Genomic DNA, 21,963 nt, shown 5'->3' with positions numbered 1-21,963 from the left:
GCAATGAAGACGATGAACACGCAGCGCGGCATGACCCTCACCTCGTTCCTGGCGGTACTGATCGTGGTGGCGTTCGGCCTGTATGTCGGCATGAAGCTGTTCCCGATGTACCAGGAGTACTACTCGGTGCGCTCGGCGATGAAGAGCCTGGCCAAGGAGCCGGGCGTGGGCAACATGGAGCCGGCCCGCGTGCAGGACCTGTTCTTCAAGCGGCTGTACATCAACTACTCCGAAAACGTGAAGCCGGCCAACGTCAAGTTCGATCGCATCGACGGCGGCTGGAACATGAAGGTCAACTACGAAGTGCGCCGTGAACTGATCGGCAACCTCGACGTGGTGGGCAAATTCGATACGAACCAGGAACTGACCCGCGCCGGTGTCGACTAAGACTTTCCAACGTGGTGACCGCATCGGCCACCCCTTCGCAGATCCGGGCCTGCTCCAGCAGGCCCTGACGCATCGCAGTGCCGGTACGCCCAACAACGAGCGGCTGGAGTTCCTCGGCGACAGCATCGTCAACATGATGGTGGCCCAGGCGCTGTACCAGCGCTGGCCCAAGGCCGACGAAGGCGCGCTCACCCGCGCCCGTGCCGAACTGGTGCGTGAAGGTGCGCTGGCGGTCATCGCCCGCACCCTCGAACTGGGCGACCGGCTGATCCTGGGCCCGGGCGAGATGAAGACCGGCGGCCACCGCCGCGACTCCATCCTGGCCGACGCCCTGGAGGCGGTGGTGGCGGCCATCTACCTGGATGCCGGGTTCGAACCCTGCCGCGCCGTGGTGCTGCCATGGTTCAGCGCCTCGATGGAGGCGCTGCCGGCCACCGGCAAGCCCGAAAAAGATCCCAAGACCCGCCTGCAGGAATGGTTGCAGGCCCGCCAGAAGACACTGCCGCAGTATGAGCTGGTGTCAGAAGCGGGTGACGATCACGCCAAGACCTTCCGGGTACGCTGTGGCGTAGCCGATCCCGCTGTCAGCACCGAAGGCGAAGGTGCCTCGCGACGGCTGGCCGAACAACAGGCGGCCGCGGCCGCCCTCGAGCAACTGGATTCCAAGTGAGCGAAGCAATTCCCCATCATTGCGGCAGCGTGGCCGTCATCGGCCGCCCCAACGTCGGCAAATCCACCCTGACCAACGCCCTGGTGGGCGCCAAGGTCAGCATCGTGTCCAACCGCCCGCAGACCACGCGGCACCGGTTGCTGGGCATTGCCAGCTACCCGGAAGGGCAGCTGGTGCTGGTGGACACCCCCGGCCTGCACCGGGTGCAGAAGCGCGCCATGAACCGGGTCATGAACCGCGCCGCGCGCGGTTCGCTGGAGGGCGTGGACGCCGGCATGCTGGTGATCGAAGCCGGCCGCTGGGACGAGGAAGACACCCTGGCCTTCAACGTGCTCAGCGACTCGGGCATTCCGGTGGTGCTGGTGGTCAACAAGGTCGACCGGCTCAAGGACAAGGCCGCGCTGCTGCCGTTCCTGCAACAGGTCACCGAAGGCCGCACGTTTGCCGCCGTCCACCCGATTTCGGCGCAGAAGCGCAACGGCCTGGAAGCGCTGGTGCGCGACCTGCTGAAGCTGCTGCCCGAAGCCCCGCCGATGTTCGGCGAGGACGAAATCACCGACCGCAGCCAGCGCTTCCTGGCCGGCGAACTGGTGCGTGAGCAACTCATGCGCCAGCTGGGTGAAGAACTGCCGTACGCCACCACGGTGGAGATCGAGCGGTTCGTCGAAGACGGCAACCTGCTGCGCATCGGCGCGGTGATCTGGGTCGAGCGCGAAGGCCAGAAGGCCATCGTGATCGGCAAGGGCGGCACCCGCCTGAAGGACATCGGCGCCAAGTCGCGCATGCAGATGGAGCGCCTGTTCGGCGCCAAGGTCTTCCTGGAGACCTGGGTGCGCGTGCGTGAAGGCTGGTCCGACGACGAAGCCGCGCTGAAGGCGTTCGGCTACGAGTAAGCCGGGTCGCTGACGGCTGCGCCATGCGCATCGATGACGAACCCGCCTTCGTGCTGCATGCCCGGTCGTGGCGCGAAACCAGCCTGCTGGTGGAGGTGCTGACCGAGCAGCACGGGCGTATCGGCCTGTTGGCGCGGGGTGTCAGCAGCCCGCGCAGCCAGGCCCTGCGGGCCGCCTTGCAGCCGCTGCAATGGATTCGCTTCAGTGCCGTGCAGCGCGGTGAACTGGCCCAGCTGCGCGGCGCCGAAGCCCTTGATGCCGCGCCGCGGCTGGGCGGCGAGGCGATGCTGGCCGGGTTCTATATCAACGAGCTGCTGATGCGGCTGGCCCCGCGCCAGGATCCGCTGCCCGAGCTGTACGACCACTACGGCCTGGTTCGCCAGCGCCTGCGCGACGGCGAGCCGTTGGCCTGGACGCTGCGCCGGTTCGAGCGCGACCTGCTGGAAGCGCTGGGGTTCGGGTTCGACCTGGCCCATGGCAGCGACGGCGAGCCGGTGGACCCGGCCGCCCGCTACGACCTGGACCCGCAGGAGGGGCCGCGCCGGCTGCTCAGCGAGCGCGGCACCGACCCCCGCCGCGGCACCGCCACCGGCAGCGCGCTGCTGGCATTGGCCGAGGACCGCCAGCCCGATCCTGATGACCTGGCCAGTCTGCGCCGGGCGATGCGCGCGGTGCTGCTGCACCACCTGGGCGGGCGCGGGCTGAAGTCGTGGGAAATGCTGGAAGACCTGGCCAGGCGCAGGTAGCGCCGGGCGTATTGAACCGCAGTAGAGCCGGGTTCTACCCGGCTGCTTTTAGACGCGAATACGCCAATTTCCCTGCCAGCCGGGCAGAGCCCGGCGCTACGCGGCGCGAACGAGACAATTTTTCCCGGTAGCCGGGCAGAGCCCGGCTCTACCGGGGCCTCAATGCAGCAGGGATTCCACCGCCGCCTGGAATTGAGTGTGGGCGCCGCTGGAATCCGGGGCCTGGTGCAGTTGGCGGACCGCGCGTGCCAGCCGCGCTGCGCCGACGAAGCCGCAACTGGCCTGCAGCCGGTGCAACTGGCCCTGCAGGGCGCGCAGGTCCTGCTTCAGCAAGGCCTGGGCCACCGCATCGCGCACGCTCGGCAGCTCGGCCAGGAACAGTTCGCGCAGCGCGACGAGATGGTGGCGCTGCCCGTTCAGGGCGGCCAGGGCGGTGATTTCATCCCAGTCTTCACGCTCGCTGTCCAGGCTTGCGCCCACGGCGGGCGGGGCGGTGCCGGGGCTGTTGACCAGCGCCCGGCGCACGGCCTTGAGCAGCTGTTCGCCGGTGAGCGGCTTGACCAGGGTGTCGCTGAAGCCGGCATCGCGCAGCCGCGCATGAATCCTGGTGTCGCCATCTGCGGTATGCGCCAGCGCGGGCGTGTCCGGCCGTGAACGGCGCAGCGCATGCAGCAGCTGGGTGCCATTGCCGTCGGGCAGGTTGACGTCGATCAGCCACAGGTCGTGCTGGCCGCTGCGGCCGGTGTCCATGGCCGTGGCCAGCGAATCGGCGGTATCCACCTGCGCCGGCAGGGTCTCCAGCGCGGCCTTGAAGAAGCCGCGACTGATGGTGTCGTCCTCGACGAGCAGGAATCGGGGCATTGGATCCCGAGGGGTCATCTGCATTGGGGCTGCCTCCATGTCAGCTATGCCCATATTAAACATGACAACGCGCTCTGCAAGCGTTTCCAACGGGCCCATCGGCAGCCCGACCCACGTATCTGCGACAATACGCACCCTTTTTGCCCGCAGCCTGTTGCCACGTGGCCCGATCCCGCTCCCGCCTCGACCGTACCCCTTTCCAGACCGACATCCTCGACCTCAGCCATGATGGCCGCGGCGTTGCCCGCCGTGAAGGCGAGGGTGCCAAGGTCACCTTCATCACCGGCGCATTGCCCGGCGAAGTGGTGAGCGCTGAACCGACCGCGCGCAACCGCCATTTCGACGAGGCGCGCACCCTGGAGGTGCTGCAGCCGTCGCCGCAGCGGGTCACCCCGCGCTGCCCGCATTTCGGCGTCTGCGCCGGGTGCGTGCTGCAGCATCTGGAGGAGTCGCAGCAGATCGTGGCCAAGCAACGGGTCCTTACGGACAATCTGACCCGGATCGGCCACGTCACCCCCGGCACGGTGTTGCCGCCGCTGGTGGGCGACAGCTGGGGCTACCGCCGCAAGGGCCGCTTCTCGGTGCGCCGGGTGGAAAAGAAGGACAAGACCCTGGTCGGGTTCCGCGAGCAGGATCCGCGTTTCGTGGCGGACCTGAGCCAGTGCCTGACCGTCATTCCGGAGATCGGCAGCAAGGTCGGGGCGATGGCGACGTTCATCGAAACCCTCGACGGCAAGCGCGACATCCCGCAGATCGAGTTCATCGCCGGCGATGAGGCGATCATGCTGACCATCCGCCACATGCAGCCGCTGACCGAGGCCGACCGCGCCGCCTGGACCGCCTTCGGGCAGGAACATGGCTTTGCGATCTCGCTGCAGCCGGGCGGTGTGGAGTCGGTGCAGCCGTTGTGGCCGGCCGAGGTGCCGCTGTCGTTCAAGCTGGCGCCGTGGGACGTGGAGCTGGCGTTCCGCCCGCTGGACTTCATCCAGGTCAATGCCTCGCTCAACGTGAAGATGATCGCGCTGGCGCTGGAGCTGCTGGAGGCCGGTCCGGACGAGCGCGTGCTGGACCTCTTCTGCGGGCTGGGCAACTTCACCCTGCCGCTGGCGCGTACCGTGCGTGACGTGGTGGGCGTGGAAGGCGATGCCGGCCTGGTTGCCCGGGCCAGGGAAAATGCCGAGCGCAATGGCCTGGCCAACGCGCAGTTCCATGCCGCCGATCTCACCCAGGACCAGCGCAACGCCCCGTGGATGCGCCAGGGCTTCGACAAGCTGCTGCTGGACCCGCCGCGTTCGGGCGCGATCGAAGTGCTGCAGCAGCTGCCGCTGAAGCAGTTCAAGCGCATCGTCTATGTGAGCTGCCACCCCGGTTCGCTGGCGCGCGATGCCGGCTACCTGGTCAACGAACAGGGCTTCACCCTGGTCAGTGCCGGTGCGATGGACATGTTCCCGCACACCGCGCACGTGGAAAGCATCGCGGTCTTCGAGAAGCGCTGAGGCTGGCGCCACCGCCCGGGCGGCCGATGCATCGCATCGGCGCCCGACCGGGGCGGCCGCTTACGGCTGCGGGGCGTTGACCCACTGGCCGTCCCGCCAGGCGAACGCCATGGTCTGCTCGCCGCGCTCGCTGCCGGCACCGGCGCGGACCGTGCACTCGATCACCGGCGCATCGTCGCCGACCACGCAGTCGCGCACGTCCAACACCTCGGTACTGTTCATGGCCAGGGTCAGATCCGAGCGCGTGCCGGCATCCTGCTCGCGCGCCAGCCGCGCAGCAAACCCTTCGCGCAGCAGTACCTGCACGCGCGCCGTGGGCGGCACCGGTGCCGGCCGATGACGCTGCTGCTGGGTGTGCAGCAGCGCCCAGGTGCCGTCCACCTGGCTGAAGCGCAGCAGCCGGTGCACGGCGTCCCCGCCATCCTCCGCGGTGACGATGCAGTCCATGCTGGGTGGGCCCGCGTCGGTTACCGGCAGGCAGCCGGACACGGCCTGCAGGCGCGGGCGGAAGGCCTCGGCCACCAGCCGGCTGGTGTCGCTGGCCGGGCGATCGGCGATGGCCTCATCGAACAGGCGATCCATTGCGGCCTGGGCCTGCGCCAAGGTGGGATCGGAGACGGCGGCATGCGCGACAGGCAGCGCCAGCAGCAGGGCGGGCAGGAGCAGAAAACGGGTGCGACGGGTCATGGGGGAACCGGGTCCTTGGAAAGGGCGCGCAGTGTAGGCGGTGCGCGCCATAATGCGGGCATGGGCATTGAAATCGAACGCAAGTACCTCGTAACCGGTGATGGCTGGCGCAGTGCCGCCTACGCGGTGATCCCGATGGCGCAGGGCTACATCAACGACTCCGCCGCACTCGACAGCGGCGCGCAGAAGGCCTCGGTGCGCGTGCGCATCCAGGGCGAGCAGGCCTTCCTCAACTTCAAATCGCGTGAGATCGGCCACACCCGGCAGGAGTTCGACTACCCGATCCCGGTCGACGACGCGCGCGCGCTGCTGGCCTTGTGCGTCGGCGGCCTGATCGACAAGCGACGCCACCTGGTGCGCCATGCCGGTCTGGTCTGGGAGGTGGACGAATTCCTGGGCGACAACGCCGGGCTGGTGGTGGCCGAGGTGGAGCTGGAGCACGCCGACCAGGCCATCGAACTGCCCGACTGGGCCGGCACCGAAGTGACCGACCAGGTGCGCTACTACAATCTTGCCCTTGCCGCGCATCCCTACGCGCGCTGGTCGGCCGCTGAGCGGGCCCGGTAGGTACCCACCGTTGGTGGGTACGTATGAACGGGCCCGGTAGGTACCCACGGTTGGTGCCCGGTAGGTACCCACCGTTGGTGGGTACGTATGCGTGCCACGCAACTACGACGCCCCTTGTTTTGGCCGCCCGCGGCCCACAGTCTGGTCGGATGAAAATCGATATCTGGTCCGACGTGGTGTGCCCCTGGTGCTGGATCGGCAAGCATCGTTTCCAGCAGGGCGTGGCCCTGCTGGGCGATGACGCGCCCGACCTCGAGGTGCACTGGCATCCCTTCCTGCTCGACCCCGACGCCAGCACCACCCCGGTGCCGCTGCGCGAAGCCTACGTGGCCAAGTTCGGCAGCGCCGAGCGCACCGCGCAGATCCTGTCCCAGACCCAGACCACCGCGCGTGCCGAGGGCCTGCCGATGGACTTCGACCAGGGACAGGTGCGGGTCACCACCCTGCCGGCACACCGCCTGCTGTGGCTGGCCGGGCGTGAAGGCGTGCAGGCGGCGGTGGGCGAGGCGCTGTTCCGGGCCCATTTCGTCGAGGGCCGCAACCTGGCCGATCCGCAGACCCTGATCGCCGCGGCGGCTACCGGTGGCATCGCCGCCGAGCGGGTCACCGCGCTGCTGGCCGGCGACGAGGGCCTGCCGGAGATCCAGGCGCAGCTGGCCCAGGCCCAGGCGCTGGGCATCCAGTCGGTGCCGACCTTCGTGGTCAATGACCGCTATGCCATCCAGGGGGCCCAGCCGCCGGAGGCCTTCGCCCAGGCCCTGCGCCAGATCGCCGCGGACATGCCCGAGGCACCCGCCGCGGCGCAGGGCGGCCAGTGCGACGTGGACGGCTGCCCGTAAGAACGCCGGCCACGGCGCAGGGCGTGGCCCAGTACACGCGGCTTCTGCGACAATGCGGCGGTGCGCCATCATGGCGCCCCGTATTGGAGATCGACCATGCTCGTGATCGGCGTTGCCGGGACCGAACTTACCGCCCAGGAACGCGACTGGCTGCAGCACGATGCGGTGGCCGGGGTCATCCTGTTCAAGCGCAACTTCGCCTCGCGCGAGCAGGTGTCCGAGCTGTCGGCGGCGATCCGCGCCGCCGCGCCGCGCCCGCAGCTGATCTGCGTGGACCAGGAGGGCGGTCGCGTCCAGCGTTTCCGTGAGGGCTACAGCGCGCTGCCGCCGTTGCAGGGCTTCGATGCCCTCTACCGGCAGGACCCGCAGGCCGCGCTGGCGCTGGCCGAACAACATGCCTGGCTGATGGCCAGCGAAGTGCGCGCCAGTGGCGTGGACCTGAGCTTTGCCCCGGTGGTGGATCTGGGCCGTGGCAACCTGGCCATCGGCGACCGTGCCTTCAGCGCCGACCCGCAGGTGGTGGCGGCCTTCACCGCGGCCTACGTGCGCGGCATGCACAGCGTGGGCATGGCCGCTACCCTCAAGCACTTCCCCGGCCACGGCACGGTGCGCGAAGACACCCATTTCAACGACGCCTCCGATCCGCGCTCGCTGGACGAACTGCGTGCGCTGGACCTGATTCCGTTCGTGGCCGGCATCGACGCCGGTGCCGATGCGGTGATGATGGCCCACGTGGTCTACCCGCAGGTGGCACCCGAGCCGGCCGGCTACTCGCCGCGCTGGATCCAGCAGATCCTGCGCGAACAGATGGGCTTCCGCGGCGTGGTGTTCTCCGACGACATCGGCATGGCCGCGTCGTTCTCGGCCGGCGGGGTCAAGGCGCGCGTGGATGCGCACCTGGATGCCGGCTGCGACGTGGTGCTGGTCTGCCACCCCGAACTCGTCGACGAATCGCTGCGTGCGGTGGAACCGCGCACCCTCAATACTGCTGCGCTGCTCGGCCTGATCGGCCGCGGCGCGCTTGGCTGGGATGGCCTGCTGGCCGATGCCCGCCATGGCACTACCCAATCCCGTTTGCTTGACACCCTTGGAAGAACCGTCTGATGCCCAACCTCACCATTTCCCAGGCCCTGGCCCAGGCCGACCTGCTGGTCGACCGTCCCACCATCGACACGGCCATCGCCACCATCGCCGACGCCATCGCGCGCGATTACAAGGGCGAAGTGCCGTTGTTCCTGTCGATCATGCACGGCGCGCTGCCGTTCGCCGGCCAGCTCGCGCTGGAACTGGGCGCACGCGGCCAGGACGTGCAGTTCGATTACCTGCATGCCACCCGCTACCGCGGTGAAACCACCGGCGGCGAGCTGGTGTGGAAGCACAAGCCGGCCACGTCGCTGTTCGGCCGCCGCGTGCTGCTGGTCGATGACATCCTCGATGAAGGCTTCACCCTGCAGGGCGTGCGCACCTGGTGCCTGGAGCAGGGTGCCACCGACGTGCGCATCGCCGCGCTGACGGTCAAGCAGCACGACCGCGCGCTGCCGGACGTCAAGGCCGACTACGCCGGTATCGATCTGCCCGACCGCTATGTGTTCGGCTTCGGCATGGACGTCAACGAAACGCTGCGCTGCGTGCCGGCCATCTACGCGATGAAGGAATGATGGAACACATCGCACTGGCCGTCATCGGCGGCACCGGCGTCTACAAACTGGCCCAGCTCGACGACGTCAGCAGCCACCAGGTGGAAACGCGCTACGGCACGCCGTCCGGCCCGATCCGGGTCGGCACGCTGCTGGGCCAGCGCGTGGCGTTCCTGGCGCGGCATGGCGAGGGGCATTCGCTGCCGCCGCACAAGATCAATTACCGCGCAAACCTTGCCGCATTGCAGCAGATCGGGGCGACGCGCGTGTTGGCGCTCAATACGGTCGGCGGCATCACCGAACAGTGCGGCCCGCGCGTGCTGGCCTGCCCGGACCAGCTGATCGACTACACCTGGGGCCGTATCTCGACCCTGAGTGAAGAACCCGGCAGCGAGGTGCTGCATGTGGATTTTGGCCACCCCTACACACCGCTGCTGCGCAGCAAGGTGCTGGCGGCGGCCAAAGTCACCGGCGTGCGCGTGCACGACGGCGGCTGCTACGGCGCCACGCAGGGTCCGCGCCTGGAAACCAACGCGGAAATTGCGCGGATGCGCCGTGATGGGTGCGATCTGGTCGGCATGACCGGCATGCCCGAGGCCAGCCTCGCACGCGAGCTGGGGCTGGACTACGCCTGCCTGGCCATCGTGGCCAACTGGGCCGCCGGCTGTGGCGATGGCGATGAAATCACGATGGCCGAAGTACTGGCCAATGTGGATGCTGCATCGGCCGGATTGCCGGAACTGATCGGCGAATTGGCGCGGGGGTGATTGTCATTGCGGAGCAAGCTTTGCATACTCCGCCAGTGCGCTGGTTGAGCGTACACCACCCATTCATAGAAGAAGGTCTCGCATCACCATGCCGAACGGTACCGTCAAGTGGTTCAACGACGCCAAGGGATTTGGCTTTATCTCGCCGGAGGACGGCAGCGCCGACGTCTTCGCGCACTTCTCCGCGATCAACTCCAAGGGCTTCCGCAGTCTGCAGGAAGGCCAGAAGGTCACCTATGACGTGACCCAGGGCCCGAAGGGCGCCCAAGCCTCGAACATCGTGCCGGCTGAGTAACTCTCGCGCTGCGCATTGAAAAACCCCGCTTCGGCGGGGTTTTTTTTGGGTGTCACCCGGTTTGCCAGCGGCGCACCTCAGCGCTCAGGTTCGCGCGTTCCGCGCACCACGTGATGCCCATCACGCTATAAGGACATGCATGCACCCGCAACGACGCACCATCGCCATTGTCGGTTACGGCACCGCCGGCCAGGCATTGGCCGTTCTTCTTTCACGCGATCATCACGACGTGCACGTCTTCGAACGGGCCGCTGCGCCCGGTCCGGTGGGCGCCGGTTTCCTGCTGCAGCCCACTGGCCTGGACGTGCTGTGGCAGATGGATCTGCTGCCGGACGTACTTGCGCACGGCGCAGCGGTACGCCGGTTGTATGGCGACACGCCCTGCGGCCGCACCGTGATGGAGATGGGCTATGCGGGTCTGGATGCGCGCCTGCACGGCGTCGGCATGCAGCGCGGCGCGCTGTTCACCCTGTTGGCGCAGGCATGGGCGCATCCGGGCAACCTGCAGGCCGACACCACCATCGTGGAGGTGGACGCCGTGCAGGGGCGCGTGCGTGATGCACGCGGGCAGTGGCATGGGCCGTACGATCTGGTGATCGCCGCCGACGGTGCCGCCTCGACGTTACGCACCCAGGTGCAGGCCACGCAGCTGGATCGCGAATACCCGTGGGGCGCGCTGTGGTGCCTGCTGCCGCGCGGCGACTGGGCGTATCCCGATGAGCTGCGCCAGCGTTACGTGGCCGCGCGCAAGATGATCGGGCTGTTGCCGGTCGGCACGCGCCCGGGCGATGCGCAGCCGCGGTTGAGTTTCTTCTGGAGCCTGCCACGCGACCAGTTCGCGCAATGGGAACGCGACGGTCTGCAGCGCTGGCTCGATGAGATCGCCGCGCTGTGGCCCGAAGCGCATGCGCGTCTGGACGGTGTGCGCGACAGTGCGCAGCTGGCGCGTGCGGGGTATCGCGATGCGGTGATGGCGCGCTGGAGCCGCGAGCGGCTGGTGCTGGCCGGCGATGCGGCACACGCGATGAGCCCGCAGCTGGGGCAGGGCGTGAACATGGCGCTGATGGATGCCCTGGCGCTGCGCGATGCGTTGCGCGCGCATGCCGACCGTGACGCAGCGCTGCAGGCCTATGCGGCGCAGCGGCGCGCACACGTGGCCGTCTATCACTTCTGGAGTCGCTGGCTGACGCCGCTGTTCCAATCCGAGCGCGACACCTTGGCGCGTGCGCGCGACGTGCTGTTCAAGCCGATGGGGCGCATGCCCGGTGGCAACGGCCACATGCTGCGCGTGCTCAGCGGCACCCAGCGCGGCTGGATGGGCAAACTGGCGCTGAATCCGGGCTTCATCGCGGCGATGCACGCCCATGCGGCTCAACCTGCATCAGCTGATAACCCCGTGTGGCGGGCTTCTGCGGGGGAGTGAAGGCAGAATTAACCTGGATTGACGATGAACTCACCCACGACCTGTCACAAGTAATGGGTTGGCCCCGCACACCCGTGCACCTGCCAACCGCTACCTGAAGGAGATGGACATGCTGTTCCCGGCCGAAATCCTGGATGCTGAAATCTGCAAATTGCGCGGACTGCTGCAGATGCTGCACGAGGATCAGCCCGACGTGATGCACGACATTTTCGAGTTCCATGTCACCAGCCTGATCACGCATACCGCACCCGAGCACCACCGCCGCATCCGCGATGCCGCACACGCGATGCTGACCGACATTCAACGGCGGCCGGTTCGACCCGATCCGCCGCGGTCGGAAATCCAGTTGATGCCGCAGGTGTTGGCCGCCGCGTAAGGCGTGCTGCCTGATGCTGGCGCGTCAGCGCGCCGGCAAGGCAATGGCCTCGTCTTCCACGCAGGCCACCAGCTGTTCGCCGGTGGCAAGCACCGGCGCGATGCCTGCGGTAAACCGCGAGTAGGCCGGCAGCACCGTGAGTCGCTCGCGCAGCCAGAACGCCGGCCAACGCCGCTGCATGCCGGGCAGGCGAGCCAGCGGATGCACATGCCCGCACAGCACATGCAATGACGGGTGCGGGTGCGGATCGTGGCGCAGCAGAAACGGCCCCACCTGCAGCTGTTCGCCGAGCAGCGTGAGGCCGAGATCGGCCTTGGGCAACGCGCGGTCGTGATTGCCGGCCAAGGCGCCGATCTCCAACGCGGCGTGCTGCTCGCGCCAGCCCTGCCATTGCCGATACCACGCCGCGCGATGCGCTGCGCCGTGCAGCACGTCGCCCAGAATCCACAGCGTCTCCACGGCGTGCTGCTGCAGCAGCGCCGACAGGCGCTCCAGATCGTCGCCGGTGCCGCCGCTGGGCAGGCCGATGCCGGCGCGCCGGAACACGTCGGCCTTGCCCAGGTGCAGGTCGGCGATCAGCAGCGCCTTGCGCGCTGGCCAGTACAGCGCGCGGGCGCCCAGCAGCAGGACCTGCTCGCCGGCGAGCGTGGTGGGCAACTCAGGTGCCATGGCGGCTCTCCAATTGCGCGGCAGCGCGTTTGACGCGGGTTTTCCAGTCTTCATTGCTGAGCTGGCCGCGCAGGCGTTCGGCCCACAGCGGAAATGACAGCGGCCCCAGCGTGCGCGGTGACTGCAGGCACAGCGTACGCCCCTGCAGGCGCTGCAGCGTGGCCGCCAGGCTGTCCAGGTCGAGTTGGCCGTGCAGCACCTCGCGCTCGGCCAGGCCCAGCAGGATGTGGTCCGGATCATGCTGGCGCAGCACGTCGTACAGCAGGCCGCTGGACGCCTGCAGTTGGCGCAGGCTGCGCGGCGTGCGTCCGGGCAGTGCCGGTACCAGCATGCCCGACACCCGGGCGATATCGCGGAACTGGCGGCGGGCCAGTTCGGCCAGGTTGAGGCTGTCGCGCAGGTCGTCCAACAGTCCCGCAGGCCGCAGCAGGGCGCGCATGCCGGCCACGTCCAGCTCCACCGCGCGTGCCGGCGCCAGCACGAAGCCATAGTCGTTGGCGGCGTAGCCCAAGGTGTTGGGCTGCAGGCGGGCCAGGCGCAGCGCCATCAGCGCGGCCACGCCTTCGTTGATCTGGCGCCCGGCGAACGGATACACGAACACGAACTGGCCCTCGCGACGGCGCACGACTTCCACCAGCAGCGACGACGGGCCGGGCAGCATCGAGATGCGCGATTGCAGGGTGAGCAGGGGAGCCAGCCAGCGCATCTCCGGCGATGTCGGCGGCGCGGCGAAGACCGCTTCCATTTCCTGCCCCAGTGCTTCGGACAGCGGCAGCCGGCCGCCCTGCCAGCGCGGCACCAGCCCATCGCCGCCCTTGGCCAGGCGCACGTAGGCGGTGAGGTTTTCCAGCCGCACCAGTTCCAGCAGGCGCCCGGCGAACTGGAAGCGGTCGCCCGGGCGCAGCCGCCCCAGGAACTGCTCTTCCACCGAACCCAGCCGACCACCGCGCAGGAACTGCACGCTCACGCTGCCATCGCTGGTAATCGTGCCAATCGACAGCCGGTGGCGCAGCGCCACGCGCCGGTCATGGACCCGGTACACGCCGTCCTCGTCGCGCACCACCTTGTGGAAGTCCGGATACTGCGACAGCGCGCGGCCGCCCTGCACGATGAACTCCAGCACGCCCTGCCACTGCGCGGCATCCAGTGCCGCGAACGCGTGGGTGCGGCGAACCTGCGCGAACAAGGCGTCCGCGTCGAAGCCACCGCCCAGCGCGCAGCTCACGCAATGCTGGGCCAGCACGTCCAGCGACAGCGTGGGCGGGGGGCGCGCTTCGATCACGCCGGCCGCCAGTGCATGCCGTGCCGCAGCGTATTCGACCAGCTCCAGCGCGTGCGAAGGCACGCACACCAGCGTGCCCGATTCGCCCGGCCGGTGCCGCGCACGTCCGGCGCGTTGCAGCAGCCGCGCGATGCCCTTCGGGCTGCCGATCTGCAGCACCTGGTCCACCGCCGGGAAGTCCACGCCCAGGTCCAGGCTGGAGGTGGCCACCACGCAGCGCAGCTGGCCCTCGCGCAGGCCTTGTTCGGCGTGGCGGCGCACGGCCGGATCCAGCGAGCCGTGGTGCAGCGCCAGCGTGGACGGGTCTTCCGGCCACACCGCCGCCAGCGCCTGGTGCCAGAGCTCGGCCTGGGCGCGGGTATTGGTGAACAGCAGGCTGGTGCGCACCGACAGCAGCTTTTCCAGCACGCGCTGCAGCTGCGACAAACCCAGGTGGCCGGCCCACGGGAAGCGTTCGCCGTGAGCGGGCAGCAGCGTGTCCAGATGCACCGGGCGCGGCCGTGCACCGGCCACCAGCGGGGCATCGGGAACATCGGGCAGCAGCACCTCGCGCGCCTGTTCCAGGTTGCCCAGCGTCGCCGACAAGCCCCACACCTGCAGCGCGGGCAGCGCATCGCGCAGCCGTCGCAGGTTCAACTGCAGCAGCACGCCGCGCTTGTTGCCCAGCAGTTCGTGCCACTCGTCGACCACCACGCAGCGGAGTTGGCGCATCTTCGCCAGCCCGTCGGAATAGCTGAGCAGCAGCGCCAGCGATTCGGGTGTGGTGACCAGCACATCCACGCGGCCCTCGCGCGCCAGCCGCTTGTCACGCGCGCTGGCATCGCCGGTCCGCAGCCCCACCTGCCAGTCCAGCCCCAGCGCGGCCAGCGGTTCGCGCAGGGCGCGGGCGGTGTCGGCAGCGAGCGCGCGCAACGGGGTGATCCACAGCACCTGCAGGGCCGGCACCGGCTTGCGCGCGCGTCCGCCCACCGCTGCGGGTTGCGGGGCGCTCAACGCCTGCAGCAGCGGGCCACCGAACACGGCCAGGGTCTTGCCGCTGCCGGTGGGCGTGTGCAACAGCCCGGACGCGCCCGACAGGTAATGGCGCCACACGGTCTTCTGGAAGGGCAGCGGTGCCCAGCCGCGGCTGGCAAACCACGCCACCAGCCGCGCCATCGCTTCGCGCCGCGTCACCGCGCCAGGGCCTGCAACTGGGCCAGCGTATCGGCCTCGCTGGCGGGCTTGTCGCGACGCCAGCGCAGGATGCGCGGAAAGCGCACCGCGATACCGGACTTGTGCCGGGTACTGCGGTTGACCGCTTCAAAGCCCAGTTCGAACACCTGTTCGCCGCGCACGCTGCGCACCGGCCCGAACCGCTCCACGGTGTTGGCCCGTATCCAGCGATCGAGTGCGAGGATTTCCGTGTCGTCCAACCCCGAGTACGCCTTGGCGACCGGCACCAGCGTGTCGCCGTTCCACACGCCGAAGGTGTAATCGGTGTACAGCGTGCTGCGCCGGCCATGGCCGGCCTGCGCGTAGATCATCACCGCATCGATGGTCAGCGGATCGATCTTCCACTTCCACCAGTCGCCGCGGCGACGCCCGCTCTGGTACAGCGAATCGTGGCGCTTGAGCATCAGCCCTTCCACGCCGCGTTCGCGTGCCAGCGCGCGTTGCGCGGCTGCCGCCGGCCAGTCGCTGGCCAGCAGCGTGGGTGAGAGCACGATGCGCGGATCGTCCAGTGCCTGCAGCAGGGTGGCCAGACGCGCGCGACGGGCGTGCAGCGGCTGCGTGCGCAGGTCCTCGCCGTCGATCTCCAGCAGGTCATAGGCCAGCACACGCACCGGCGTGTCGCGCAGTGTCTTCGGCCCCGGCTTGCGACGCTGGATGCGCGTCTGCAGCGCGGTGAACGGCAGCGGCTGCGCCTCGCCGTCGCGCCACGCCAGCAGCTCGCCATCGATCACGCAGCCGTCGGGCAGCGCCATGGCCGCCGCCTCGATTTCCGGGAAGCGCCCGTCCAGGCGTTCTTCGCCACGCGACCACAGTGCGGCCTCGCCCTTGCGGCGCAGCAGCTGCAGGCGGATGCCATCCCACTTCCATTCCAGCACCCAGTCGGTGATCGGCCCGAGGCTCTCGACGTCGGCTTCAAGGGGCGAGGCCAGGAAAAAGGGGTAGGGCTGCTGGCGGTCTTCCGGGCGCTCCTGCGGCGACAGCAACGCCGCGAGCAGCCCGGGGGAGGGCACCCACTCGCCGAGCATGCGCTGGGCAATGCGCGCGATGTCGATGCCCGACAGCTCGGCCAGTGCCTGCTGCACCAGCCGCTGCGACACGCCCACGCGGAGTGCCCCGGTCAGCAGTTTGTTGAACACCAGGCGTTCGTTGGCGGGCAGCTGCCGCCAGCCCTCGAGCACCGCGGCATGGCGCACCGGTTCAGGCTGGTTGGCCACCGCCAGCAGATGCGTTTCAATCCATTCGGCCAGGGGCCGGTCCGGGCTGCGGCCGGGCGGATCATCCAGCAGCAGGGTCAGGGTTTCGGCGAGGTCGCCCACCTGCGTGTAACTGTCTTCCACCAGCCAGGGTGGCAACCCGGAGGCCTCGCTGATCCATGCGCGCAGCTCACCGCTGGCGGCAATCTTGCGCCGCGCCCCGCCCACCTTGCCGCCACTGAGCAGGTACAGCGCCCACGCGGCGTCGTGCGGGCGCGCATCGCGGAAATAGGCGACCAGGGCCGCGCGCTTGTCCAAGGTGGCGGTGCTGCGGTCCAGGCGCTCGTACAGCGCGGCGAAGGCCTTCATTCTTCGCTCCCGAAATCGGTACGGAACGCTTCGGCGGCGATGCCACGCTCGCGCAGGAAGGGAATCAGGGCATCGGTGTTGCCGTGGGTGGCAATCACCCGGCGCGCGCCGGTCTCGGTGATGGTCTGCAGCAGGGCGGGCCAGTCGGCATGGTCGGACACCACGAATCCCCGGTCGTAGTTGCGTCGGCGGCGGTTGCCGCGCAGCTGCATCCAGCCCGACGCGAAGCCCAGCTGATGCTTGCCGAAGCGCCGCAGCCACGGCGTGCCAGCGGCCGACGGCGGCGCCAGGATCAGCTTCCCGGCCGCATCGGGCTGGCGGCCCTGTTCGGCCACGGTATGGGTGTCGAGCATGGCAATGCCGGCCTCCCGGTACACCGCCACGCCGTTGGCAATGGCGCCGTGCAACCAGGCGGGCTGGTCATCCAGTGGCAGCAGCTCGGCCAGCACCCGCTGCGCCTTGCCCAGGGCGTAGCAGAGCAGGATGGCCGCTTCGCCGCGTGCGGCGCACTCGTGCCGCCACGCCACGATCCCGGCGGCGACCTCGGCGGTGTCCTGCCAGCGGTAGATCGGCAGGGCGAAGGTGGCCTCGGTGATGAACACATCGCAGGGCACCACCTCGAACGGCGCGCAGGTGGGGTCGGGCTGGCGCTTGTAGTCGCCCGAGGCGACCCAGACCTGCTGGCCATCATCGATGCGCACCTGCGCCGAGCCCAGCACATGCCCGGCCGAATGCAGCGATACCTCGACATTCCCCAAGCGGAACGGGCGGCCGTAATCGTGCGCCTGCAGCGGCACATCGCCCAGCCGCCAGCGCAGGATCGGCACGCTGTCGGTGGCGCAGTAATACTGGCCCATGCCGCTGCGCGCATGGTCGCCGTGGCCATGGGTGATCACCGCACGCGGCACGGGCCGCCACGGGTCGATGTGGAAGTCGCCGGCCGGGCAATACAGCCCTTCCGGGCGAAGCACCACCAGATCGTCGTTCGTGCTGCCAATGCTCATGGCTGCACTGTGCCGCCGCGCTCGTGCAGGAGGTGAGAATCCACCTGAACGGCGTACGACAAGCGGATGCGGCAGAATCGGGTGAACCCTTGGCCAGGAGGCCGCCGCGATGTCCTCTGCACTGCCCGCGTTCGACACCCACGAGGTCTTCAACCAGCCACCGCCGTTCGGTGGCCGCAACCTGTGGGCTGATGATGTGGCCCTGGCCGAGGCGGTGCAGCGCGAAGGTGGCGACGGGTTTGCAGCGGTGCTGGCGGGCTACGGCGGGCTGGCCGGCGATGCACTGTACTGGCTGGGGTTTGACGCCAACCGCGATAAGCCGCGGCTGCGCACGCATGACGCGCAGGGGCATCGCATCGACACGGTGGAGTTCCATCCCGCGTATCACCAGTTGATGGACGCGGCCAAGACGCATGGCGTGGCCGGGCTGTCCTGGCACGATGGCACGGCCGGTGCGCATGTCGCGCGTGCGGCGTTGAGTTACCTGCACCACCAGGCCGACGCAGGCACCAGTTGTCCGCTGACGATGACCCATGCGGCGGTGGCGGTGTTGCGCCAGGACCCGGCGCTGGCCGAGTGGGCCGACAAGGCGGCGGCGCCACAGTACGATCCGCGCGACGTGCCGATCGCCGACAAGGCCGGCATCACGCTGGGCATGGGCATGACCGAGAAGCAGGGCGGTTCGGATGTGCGCAGCAACACCACGCGGGCCGAACCGCAGGCCGATGGCAGCTATCGCCTGGTGGGGCACAAGTGGTTTTTCTCGGCGCCGATGTCCGACGGTTTCCTGGTGCTGGCGCAGGCACCGGCGGGATTGAGCTGTTTCCTGATGCCGCGCCGTCTCGCCGATGGCAACCGCAATGCGTTCCGGTTGATGCGGCTGAAGGACAAGCTGGGCGACTGGTCCAACGCATCCAGCGAGGTGGAGCTGTGCGGCGCGTGGGCACGCCGGGTGGGCGAGGAGGGGCGCGGGGTGGCGACGATCATCGGCATGGTGATGATGACCCGGCTCGACTGCATGCTGGGGGCGGCGGCGGAAATGCGCATGGCGCTGGCGCAGGCGTTGCACCACACGCGGCACCGGACCAGCTTCGGCAAGCGGTTGTGCGACCACGCGTTGATGGCCAATGTGCTGGCCGATCTTGCGATGGAATCCGAAGCGGCAACCACGTTCGCGATACGCGTGGCCGGTGCGGTCGATCGTGCGGGCCACAGCAGCGCCGACGCGGCGTTCGCGCGGATTGCCACGGCGGTGGGCAAGTACTGGGTGTGCAAGCGCGCGGCGGTGTTCGTCAACGAGGCGCAGGAATGCCTGGGCGGCGCGGGGTATGTGGAGGAGTCGATGTTGCCGCGGTTGTACCGGCAGGCGCCGTTGAATTCGATCTGGGAGGGCAGCGGCAACATCCAGTGTCTGGACGTGCTGCGCGCGTTGTCGCGCGAGCCGCAGGTGGTGCCGGTGCTGGATGCCGAGCTGGATGGCGTGGCGGGCCGCGATGGTAGTTTCGATGCGGCGTTGCAGGCGTTGCGCAGTGCGTTGGCGGCATCGCCGGGCGAGGCGCAGGCGCGCCGCATCACCGAGCAGTTGGCGCTGCTGCTGCAGGCGGCGGTGTTGTTGCGTGCCAACAGTCCGATCGCCAGCGCGTTCGTGCGCTCGCGACTGGGCGGCGAGCATGGCATGGCATTCGGGACGCTGCCGGCGGATCTGGACACAGCGGCGGTGCTGGCGCGGGCGCTGCCGTAGGTCACGACCGTTGGTCGTGACGCTCCTGGTGCGGACTGTTGATCGGCGGGTCGGGCACAGCCGTCGGCGGGTCGGGCGCTGGGACCCCATGCCCTTTCCGGCGAATGTCCTCCGGCGTCGGCCTGCGGCCGCCGCCTCCCCCTTTATTTCGCCTCCAAGGGCATGGGGTCCCAGCGCCCAACCCACCGACAGCGCCAGAAAGGCCTGGCTTCCCTTGCTTACCGCGAGCCGAGCCCCGTAGCSGCCGGTAGGCTCCTGGGCAAAATAAAGGAGGAGGCCGCCCCGGCGGCCGGGGGACATTTGCGCCAGGGGCCTGCCGGCGGCTACGGGGCCCTCACGCGCGCGACCAGCCCGATCGGAGACGCCAGCCGATCCAAGCCTGCACACCCGAGCACCCGCGTAGCGTCGTGCTCACTTGCAAAATGACGCATCCCCTCCGATGGGCGAACACCAAAAAAAAACGCCCCTTCCTGCGAAGGGGCGTTTCGTGTGCTGCGGAAACGGCAGACTCAGCGCTTGGCTTCGTCGGCGTTCTTATTTGCTTCATCAGCCACGTCGCGTGCCTTGTCGGCCACCTTCTGCGCGGCATCGGCGGTGGCATCGCTGGCGTGCACGCCTGCATCCTTGGCGGCCGTCTTGGCCTCGCCGGCCGCTTCGGACGTGGCTGCCGCAGCGCGGTCCAGCGCCTGCTGGGTTTCGGCGGCGGCGCGCTCGGAGGCGGCAGCGGCATCGTCGGCCGCGTTGCGCGTGGAGGCGGCGGCCTTGTCCACCGCTTCGCGTGCGGCGGCATTGGCGCTGTCGGCGGCCTGCGCCGCGTCATCGCGCGCCTTCTCCGCTTCCGGGCCTTTGCATGCGGCCAGGCCGAGCAGCAGGGAGGCGGCCAGCAGGGACGTGGTGAACGGACGAATCTTCATGGCGGTCTCCAATACGGTGATCGTAGGGGAGGCCAGCCTATTCATGCCTGCGTGAAGACAGGGTCGGTGCGCACCGGCCATGCCCCGGCCGGATCGCGCCCAAAGAAAAAGCCGCTGGCGAACCAGCGGCTTCTTCAGACTTGCGTGAAGAAAGAAGTTATTACTTCTTGGCTTCTTCAGCAGCGTCCTTGGCCTGCTCGGCGGTGGCTTCACCGGCCTTGGCAGCGTCTGCAGCGGTGTCGGCAGCAGCGTCGGTGGCAGCAGCGCCAGCCTGAGCAGCGGCGTCAGCCGAGGTGTTGGCAGCGGTGGCAGCGGTGTCGGCAGCAGCCTGGGCAGCGTCGGCGGTCTGGGCGCCAGCAGCAGCGGCCTGGTCGGCGGCGACCTGGGCGTCAGCGGCAGCTTCGTTGGCCGAAGCAGCGGCGTCAGCAGCCTGTTCCTGCTTCGAGCAGGCGGTCAGAGCCAGGCCCAGGGCCATCGCGATCAGCAGCTTGTTGATGCTCATTTGTGTGAATCCTCGTCGTTAGATTAGGCAACGCGCTATTGCGCGCCCGGCAACATGATGACAAGCCACGTTTGGCTGTCAAGCGATCGCGCATTCATTTTTGCGAAATGCGCGTTAAGTTCAATCAAATCAATTCGATGGCAATGGCCGTGGCTTCGCCGCCGCCGATGCACAGGGTAGCGATGCCGCGCTTTCCGCCGCGCGTGCGCAATGCGTTGACCAGCGTTACCACCAGACGCGCACCGGAAGCGCCGATCGGATGGCCCAATGCGCAGGCACCACCGTTGACGTTGACCTTCTCGTGCGGGATGCCCAATTCACGGATCGGCGCCATGGCCACCACCGCGAACGCTTCGTTGATTTCAAACAGGTCGACCTGGTCCAGGCTCCAGCCGGCTTTTTCCAGCACCTTGTGCAGGGCGCCGATGGGGGCGGTGGTGAACCATTCCGGTTCCTGGGAATGCGTGGCATGGGCCACGATCCGCGCCAGCGGCGTCACCCCGCGTGCAGCGGCGTCTTCTTCGGCCAGCAGCACCAGCGCGGCGGCGCCATCGGAAATGCTCGAAGAGCTGGCCGCAGTGACCGTGCCGTCCTTCTTGAAGGCCGGGCGCAGGGTCGGGATCTTGGCGATGTCCGAGCGGCCCGGCTGTTCGTCCTGGCTGAATTCGACCTCGCCCTTGCGGCCGGCCACCTTCACCGCGACGATTTCGTCGTCGAAGGCACCGGCGGCCTGCGCGGCCTGGGCGCGGCGCACCGATTCGATGGCGAACGCGTCCTGTTCCTCGCGGCTGAACTGGTACTTGTCCACCGTGCATTCGGCGAATTCACCCATCGCCTTGCCGTCGTAGGCATTGACCAGGCCGTCGTGGGCCATGTGGTCGACCGCCTGGAAGTTGCCGAAGCGGTTGCCGGTGCGCGAGTTGGGCAGCAGGTGCGGCGCATTGGACATCGACTCCATGCCCCCGGCCACCACGATGCTGGCCGACCCGGCCTTGATCAGGTCGTGCCCCAGCATGATGGCCTTCATGCCCGAGCCACAGACCTTGTTGAGCGTGGTGGCCCCGGTGGAAACCGGAATGCCCGCCGCGATCGCCGCCTGGCGCGCCGGCGCCTGGCCCAGGTTGGCCGGCAGCACGCAGCCCATGATGACTTCGGACACATCGGCCGCTGCGATACCGGACTGCTGCAGTGCCGCAGCGATGGCACTGGCGCCCAGGGTCGGGGTGGGCACGCCGGTGAACTGGCCCAGGAAGGAACCGATGGCGGTGCGTTTGGCAGCGGCGATGACGATGTTGGACATGGGCAATCTCGTTGGTGCGTGAGCAGGTTTCAAGAGTGGGACCGCATGCCATTGGCGGCAGCGGATTTTCCCGGCAGACTGCGGACTACCGGCCAAGTATAGAGGCTTGGCACTTGCCGCCGGGTCAGGTCCA

23 protein-coding genes are annotated in these 21,963 nt (G+C 68.7%); 14 read left to right on the top strand and 9 right to left on the bottom strand.

Going from position 1 to position 21,963, the window contains the following annotated elements; genetic code table 11:
• Positions 1–3 precede the first annotated feature (3 nt).
• From AC1DCJ_RS12905 to recO, 4 genes are read left to right on the top strand one after another with little or no spacing between them, the layout of a single operon-like run.
• Positions 4–387, top strand: coding sequence for a DUF4845 domain-containing protein (locus AC1DCJ_RS12905; RefSeq protein WP_137191583.1), 384 nt, complete (start codon positions 4–6; stop codon positions 385–387).
• Positions 377–1,057 (top strand): ribonuclease III, encoded by a 681-nt coding sequence (rnc, locus tag AC1DCJ_RS12900; RefSeq protein ID WP_137191582.1) that lies wholly within the window; start codon positions 377–379, stop codon positions 1,055–1,057. The genes AC1DCJ_RS12905 and rnc overlap by 11 nt, the downstream gene beginning before the upstream one ends.
• Positions 1,054–1,950, top strand: a complete 897-nt coding sequence (era, locus tag AC1DCJ_RS12895) for a GTPase Era (protein WP_038686993.1) — start codon at positions 1,054–1,056, stop codon at positions 1,948–1,950. The genes rnc and era overlap by 4 nt, the downstream gene beginning before the upstream one ends.
• 23 nt (positions 1,951–1,973) lie before the next feature.
• Complete coding sequence (gene recO / locus AC1DCJ_RS12890) at positions 1,974–2,696, top strand: DNA repair protein RecO (protein ID WP_137191581.1); 723 nt, start codon at positions 1,974–1,976, stop codon at positions 2,694–2,696.
• Between the two features lie 159 nt (positions 2,697–2,855).
• On the opposite strand, the gene AC1DCJ_RS12885 is transcribed toward recO, so the two are convergent.
• A complete protein-coding gene (locus AC1DCJ_RS12885) occupies positions 2,856–3,581 on the bottom strand; it encodes a response regulator (RefSeq protein WP_478071126.1) in 726 nt (241 codons plus the stop codon).
• A 137-nt stretch (positions 3,582–3,718) separates the two neighbouring features.
• Here AC1DCJ_RS12885 and rlmD point away from each other — a divergent pair, with 137 nt between their 5' ends.
• The gene (gene rlmD, locus AC1DCJ_RS12880; protein WP_038686999.1) at positions 3,719–5,053 is read left to right on the top strand and encodes a 23S rRNA (uracil(1939)-C(5))-methyltransferase RlmD; all 1,335 of its coding nucleotides are present in this window, start codon (positions 3,719–3,721) and stop codon (positions 5,051–5,053) included.
• Between the two features lie 60 nt (positions 5,054–5,113).
• Here rlmD and AC1DCJ_RS12875 read toward each other — a convergent pair whose 3' ends face one another.
• Entirely contained in the window at positions 5,114–5,740 is a 627-nt protein-coding gene (locus AC1DCJ_RS12875) for a hypothetical protein (RefSeq protein WP_478071125.1), read from the bottom strand.
• Between the two features lie 60 nt (positions 5,741–5,800).
• On the opposite strand from AC1DCJ_RS12875, the gene AC1DCJ_RS12870 reads away from it, so the two are divergent.
• The 8 genes from AC1DCJ_RS12870 (at position 5,801) to AC1DCJ_RS12835 (ending at position 11,644) form a co-directional block, all read left to right on the top strand.
• A complete protein-coding gene (locus AC1DCJ_RS12870) occupies positions 5,801–6,307 on the top strand; it encodes a CYTH domain-containing protein (protein ID WP_478071124.1) in 507 nt (168 codons plus the stop codon).
• Between the two features lie 149 nt (positions 6,308–6,456).
• Positions 6,457–7,146 carry a DsbA family oxidoreductase gene (locus AC1DCJ_RS12865; protein ID WP_478071123.1) on the top strand — a complete coding sequence of 230 codons (690 nt, stop codon included), beginning with the start codon at positions 6,457–6,459 and terminating at the stop codon, positions 7,144–7,146.
• Positions 7,147–7,242: 96 nt separating this feature from the next.
• Positions 7,243–8,250, top strand: coding sequence for a beta-N-acetylhexosaminidase (gene nagZ, locus AC1DCJ_RS12860; RefSeq protein ID WP_478071122.1), 1,008 nt, complete (start codon positions 7,243–7,245; stop codon positions 8,248–8,250).
• Positions 8,250–8,804, top strand: coding sequence for a hypoxanthine-guanine phosphoribosyltransferase (locus AC1DCJ_RS12855; RefSeq protein ID WP_038687008.1), 555 nt, complete (start codon positions 8,250–8,252; stop codon positions 8,802–8,804). Before nagZ ends, AC1DCJ_RS12855 begins: the two co-directional genes overlap by 1 nt.
• Positions 8,804–9,550 (top strand): S-methyl-5'-thioinosine phosphorylase, encoded by a 747-nt coding sequence (locus AC1DCJ_RS12850; protein ID WP_137191574.1) that lies wholly within the window; start codon positions 8,804–8,806, stop codon positions 9,548–9,550. The genes AC1DCJ_RS12855 and AC1DCJ_RS12850 overlap by 1 nt, the downstream gene beginning before the upstream one ends.
• Before the next feature lie 88 nt (positions 9,551–9,638).
• Positions 9,639–9,845: a transcription antiterminator/RNA stability regulator CspE gene (cspE, locus tag AC1DCJ_RS12845; RefSeq protein WP_019183439.1), complete on the top strand. Its 207-nt coding sequence runs from the start codon at positions 9,639–9,641 to the stop codon at positions 9,843–9,845.
• Between the two features lie 139 nt (positions 9,846–9,984).
• The gene (locus AC1DCJ_RS12840; RefSeq protein ID WP_478071121.1) at positions 9,985–11,268 is read left to right on the top strand and encodes an FAD-dependent oxidoreductase; all 1,284 of its coding nucleotides are present in this window, start codon (positions 9,985–9,987) and stop codon (positions 11,266–11,268) included.
• Positions 11,269–11,377: 109 nt separating this feature from the next.
• On the top strand, positions 11,378–11,644 hold the full coding sequence (locus tag AC1DCJ_RS12835; RefSeq protein ID WP_038691935.1) for a hypothetical protein: 267 nt from the start codon (positions 11,378–11,380) through the stop codon (positions 11,642–11,644).
• Between the two features lie 24 nt (positions 11,645–11,668).
• On the opposite strand, the gene pdeM is transcribed toward AC1DCJ_RS12835, so the two are convergent.
• Genes pdeM through AC1DCJ_RS12815 form a run of 4 tightly spaced genes read right to left on the bottom strand, consistent with a single transcriptional unit; the run spans position 11,669 to position 17,373 of the window.
• Positions 11,669–12,313 carry a ligase-associated DNA damage response endonuclease PdeM gene (gene pdeM, locus AC1DCJ_RS12830; protein WP_313247222.1) on the bottom strand — a complete coding sequence of 215 codons (645 nt, stop codon included), beginning with the start codon at positions 12,311–12,313 and terminating at the stop codon, positions 11,669–11,671.
• The gene (locus AC1DCJ_RS12825; RefSeq protein ID WP_478071134.1) at positions 12,303–14,750 is read right to left on the bottom strand and encodes a ligase-associated DNA damage response DEXH box helicase; all 2,448 of its coding nucleotides are present in this window, start codon (positions 14,748–14,750) and stop codon (positions 12,303–12,305) included. Before AC1DCJ_RS12825 ends, pdeM begins: the two co-directional genes overlap by 11 nt.
• A gap of 14 nt (positions 14,751–14,764) precedes the next feature.
• Complete coding sequence (locus AC1DCJ_RS12820; protein WP_478071120.1) at positions 14,765–16,369, bottom strand: ATP-dependent DNA ligase; 1,605 nt, start codon at positions 16,367–16,369, stop codon at positions 14,765–14,767.
• Positions 16,366–17,373 (bottom strand): ligase-associated DNA damage response exonuclease, encoded by a 1,008-nt coding sequence (locus AC1DCJ_RS12815; protein ID WP_141059595.1) that lies wholly within the window; start codon positions 17,371–17,373, stop codon positions 16,366–16,368. The genes AC1DCJ_RS12820 and AC1DCJ_RS12815 overlap by 4 nt, the downstream gene beginning before the upstream one ends.
• 109 nt (positions 17,374–17,482) lie before the next feature.
• On the opposite strand from AC1DCJ_RS12815, the gene AC1DCJ_RS12810 reads away from it, so the two are divergent.
• On the top strand, positions 17,483–19,114 hold the full coding sequence (locus tag AC1DCJ_RS12810) for an isovaleryl-CoA dehydrogenase (RefSeq protein ID WP_478071119.1): 1,632 nt from the start codon (positions 17,483–17,485) through the stop codon (positions 19,112–19,114).
• A 509-nt stretch (positions 19,115–19,623) separates the two neighbouring features.
• Here AC1DCJ_RS12810 and AC1DCJ_RS12805 read toward each other — a convergent pair.
• The 3 genes from AC1DCJ_RS12805 to AC1DCJ_RS12795 form a co-directional block, all read right to left on the bottom strand.
• On the bottom strand, positions 19,624–20,028 hold the full coding sequence (locus tag AC1DCJ_RS12805) for a hypothetical protein (protein WP_478071118.1): 405 nt from the start codon (positions 20,026–20,028) through the stop codon (positions 19,624–19,626).
• A 160-nt stretch (positions 20,029–20,188) separates the two neighbouring features.
• Complete coding sequence (locus AC1DCJ_RS12800) at positions 20,189–20,530, bottom strand: hypothetical protein (RefSeq protein WP_038687024.1); 342 nt, start codon at positions 20,528–20,530, stop codon at positions 20,189–20,191.
• Between the two features lie 124 nt (positions 20,531–20,654).
• Entirely contained in the window at positions 20,655–21,830 is a 1,176-nt protein-coding gene (locus AC1DCJ_RS12795; protein WP_478071117.1) for a thiolase family protein, read from the bottom strand.
• Positions 21,831–21,963 lie beyond the last annotated feature (133 nt).

The organism is Stenotrophomonas sp. 10N36 (genome assembly GCF_056395005.1).
The sequence above is the reverse complement of the archived record's forward strand: the minus strand, read 5'-3'. Positions and strand labels throughout refer to the sequence as shown.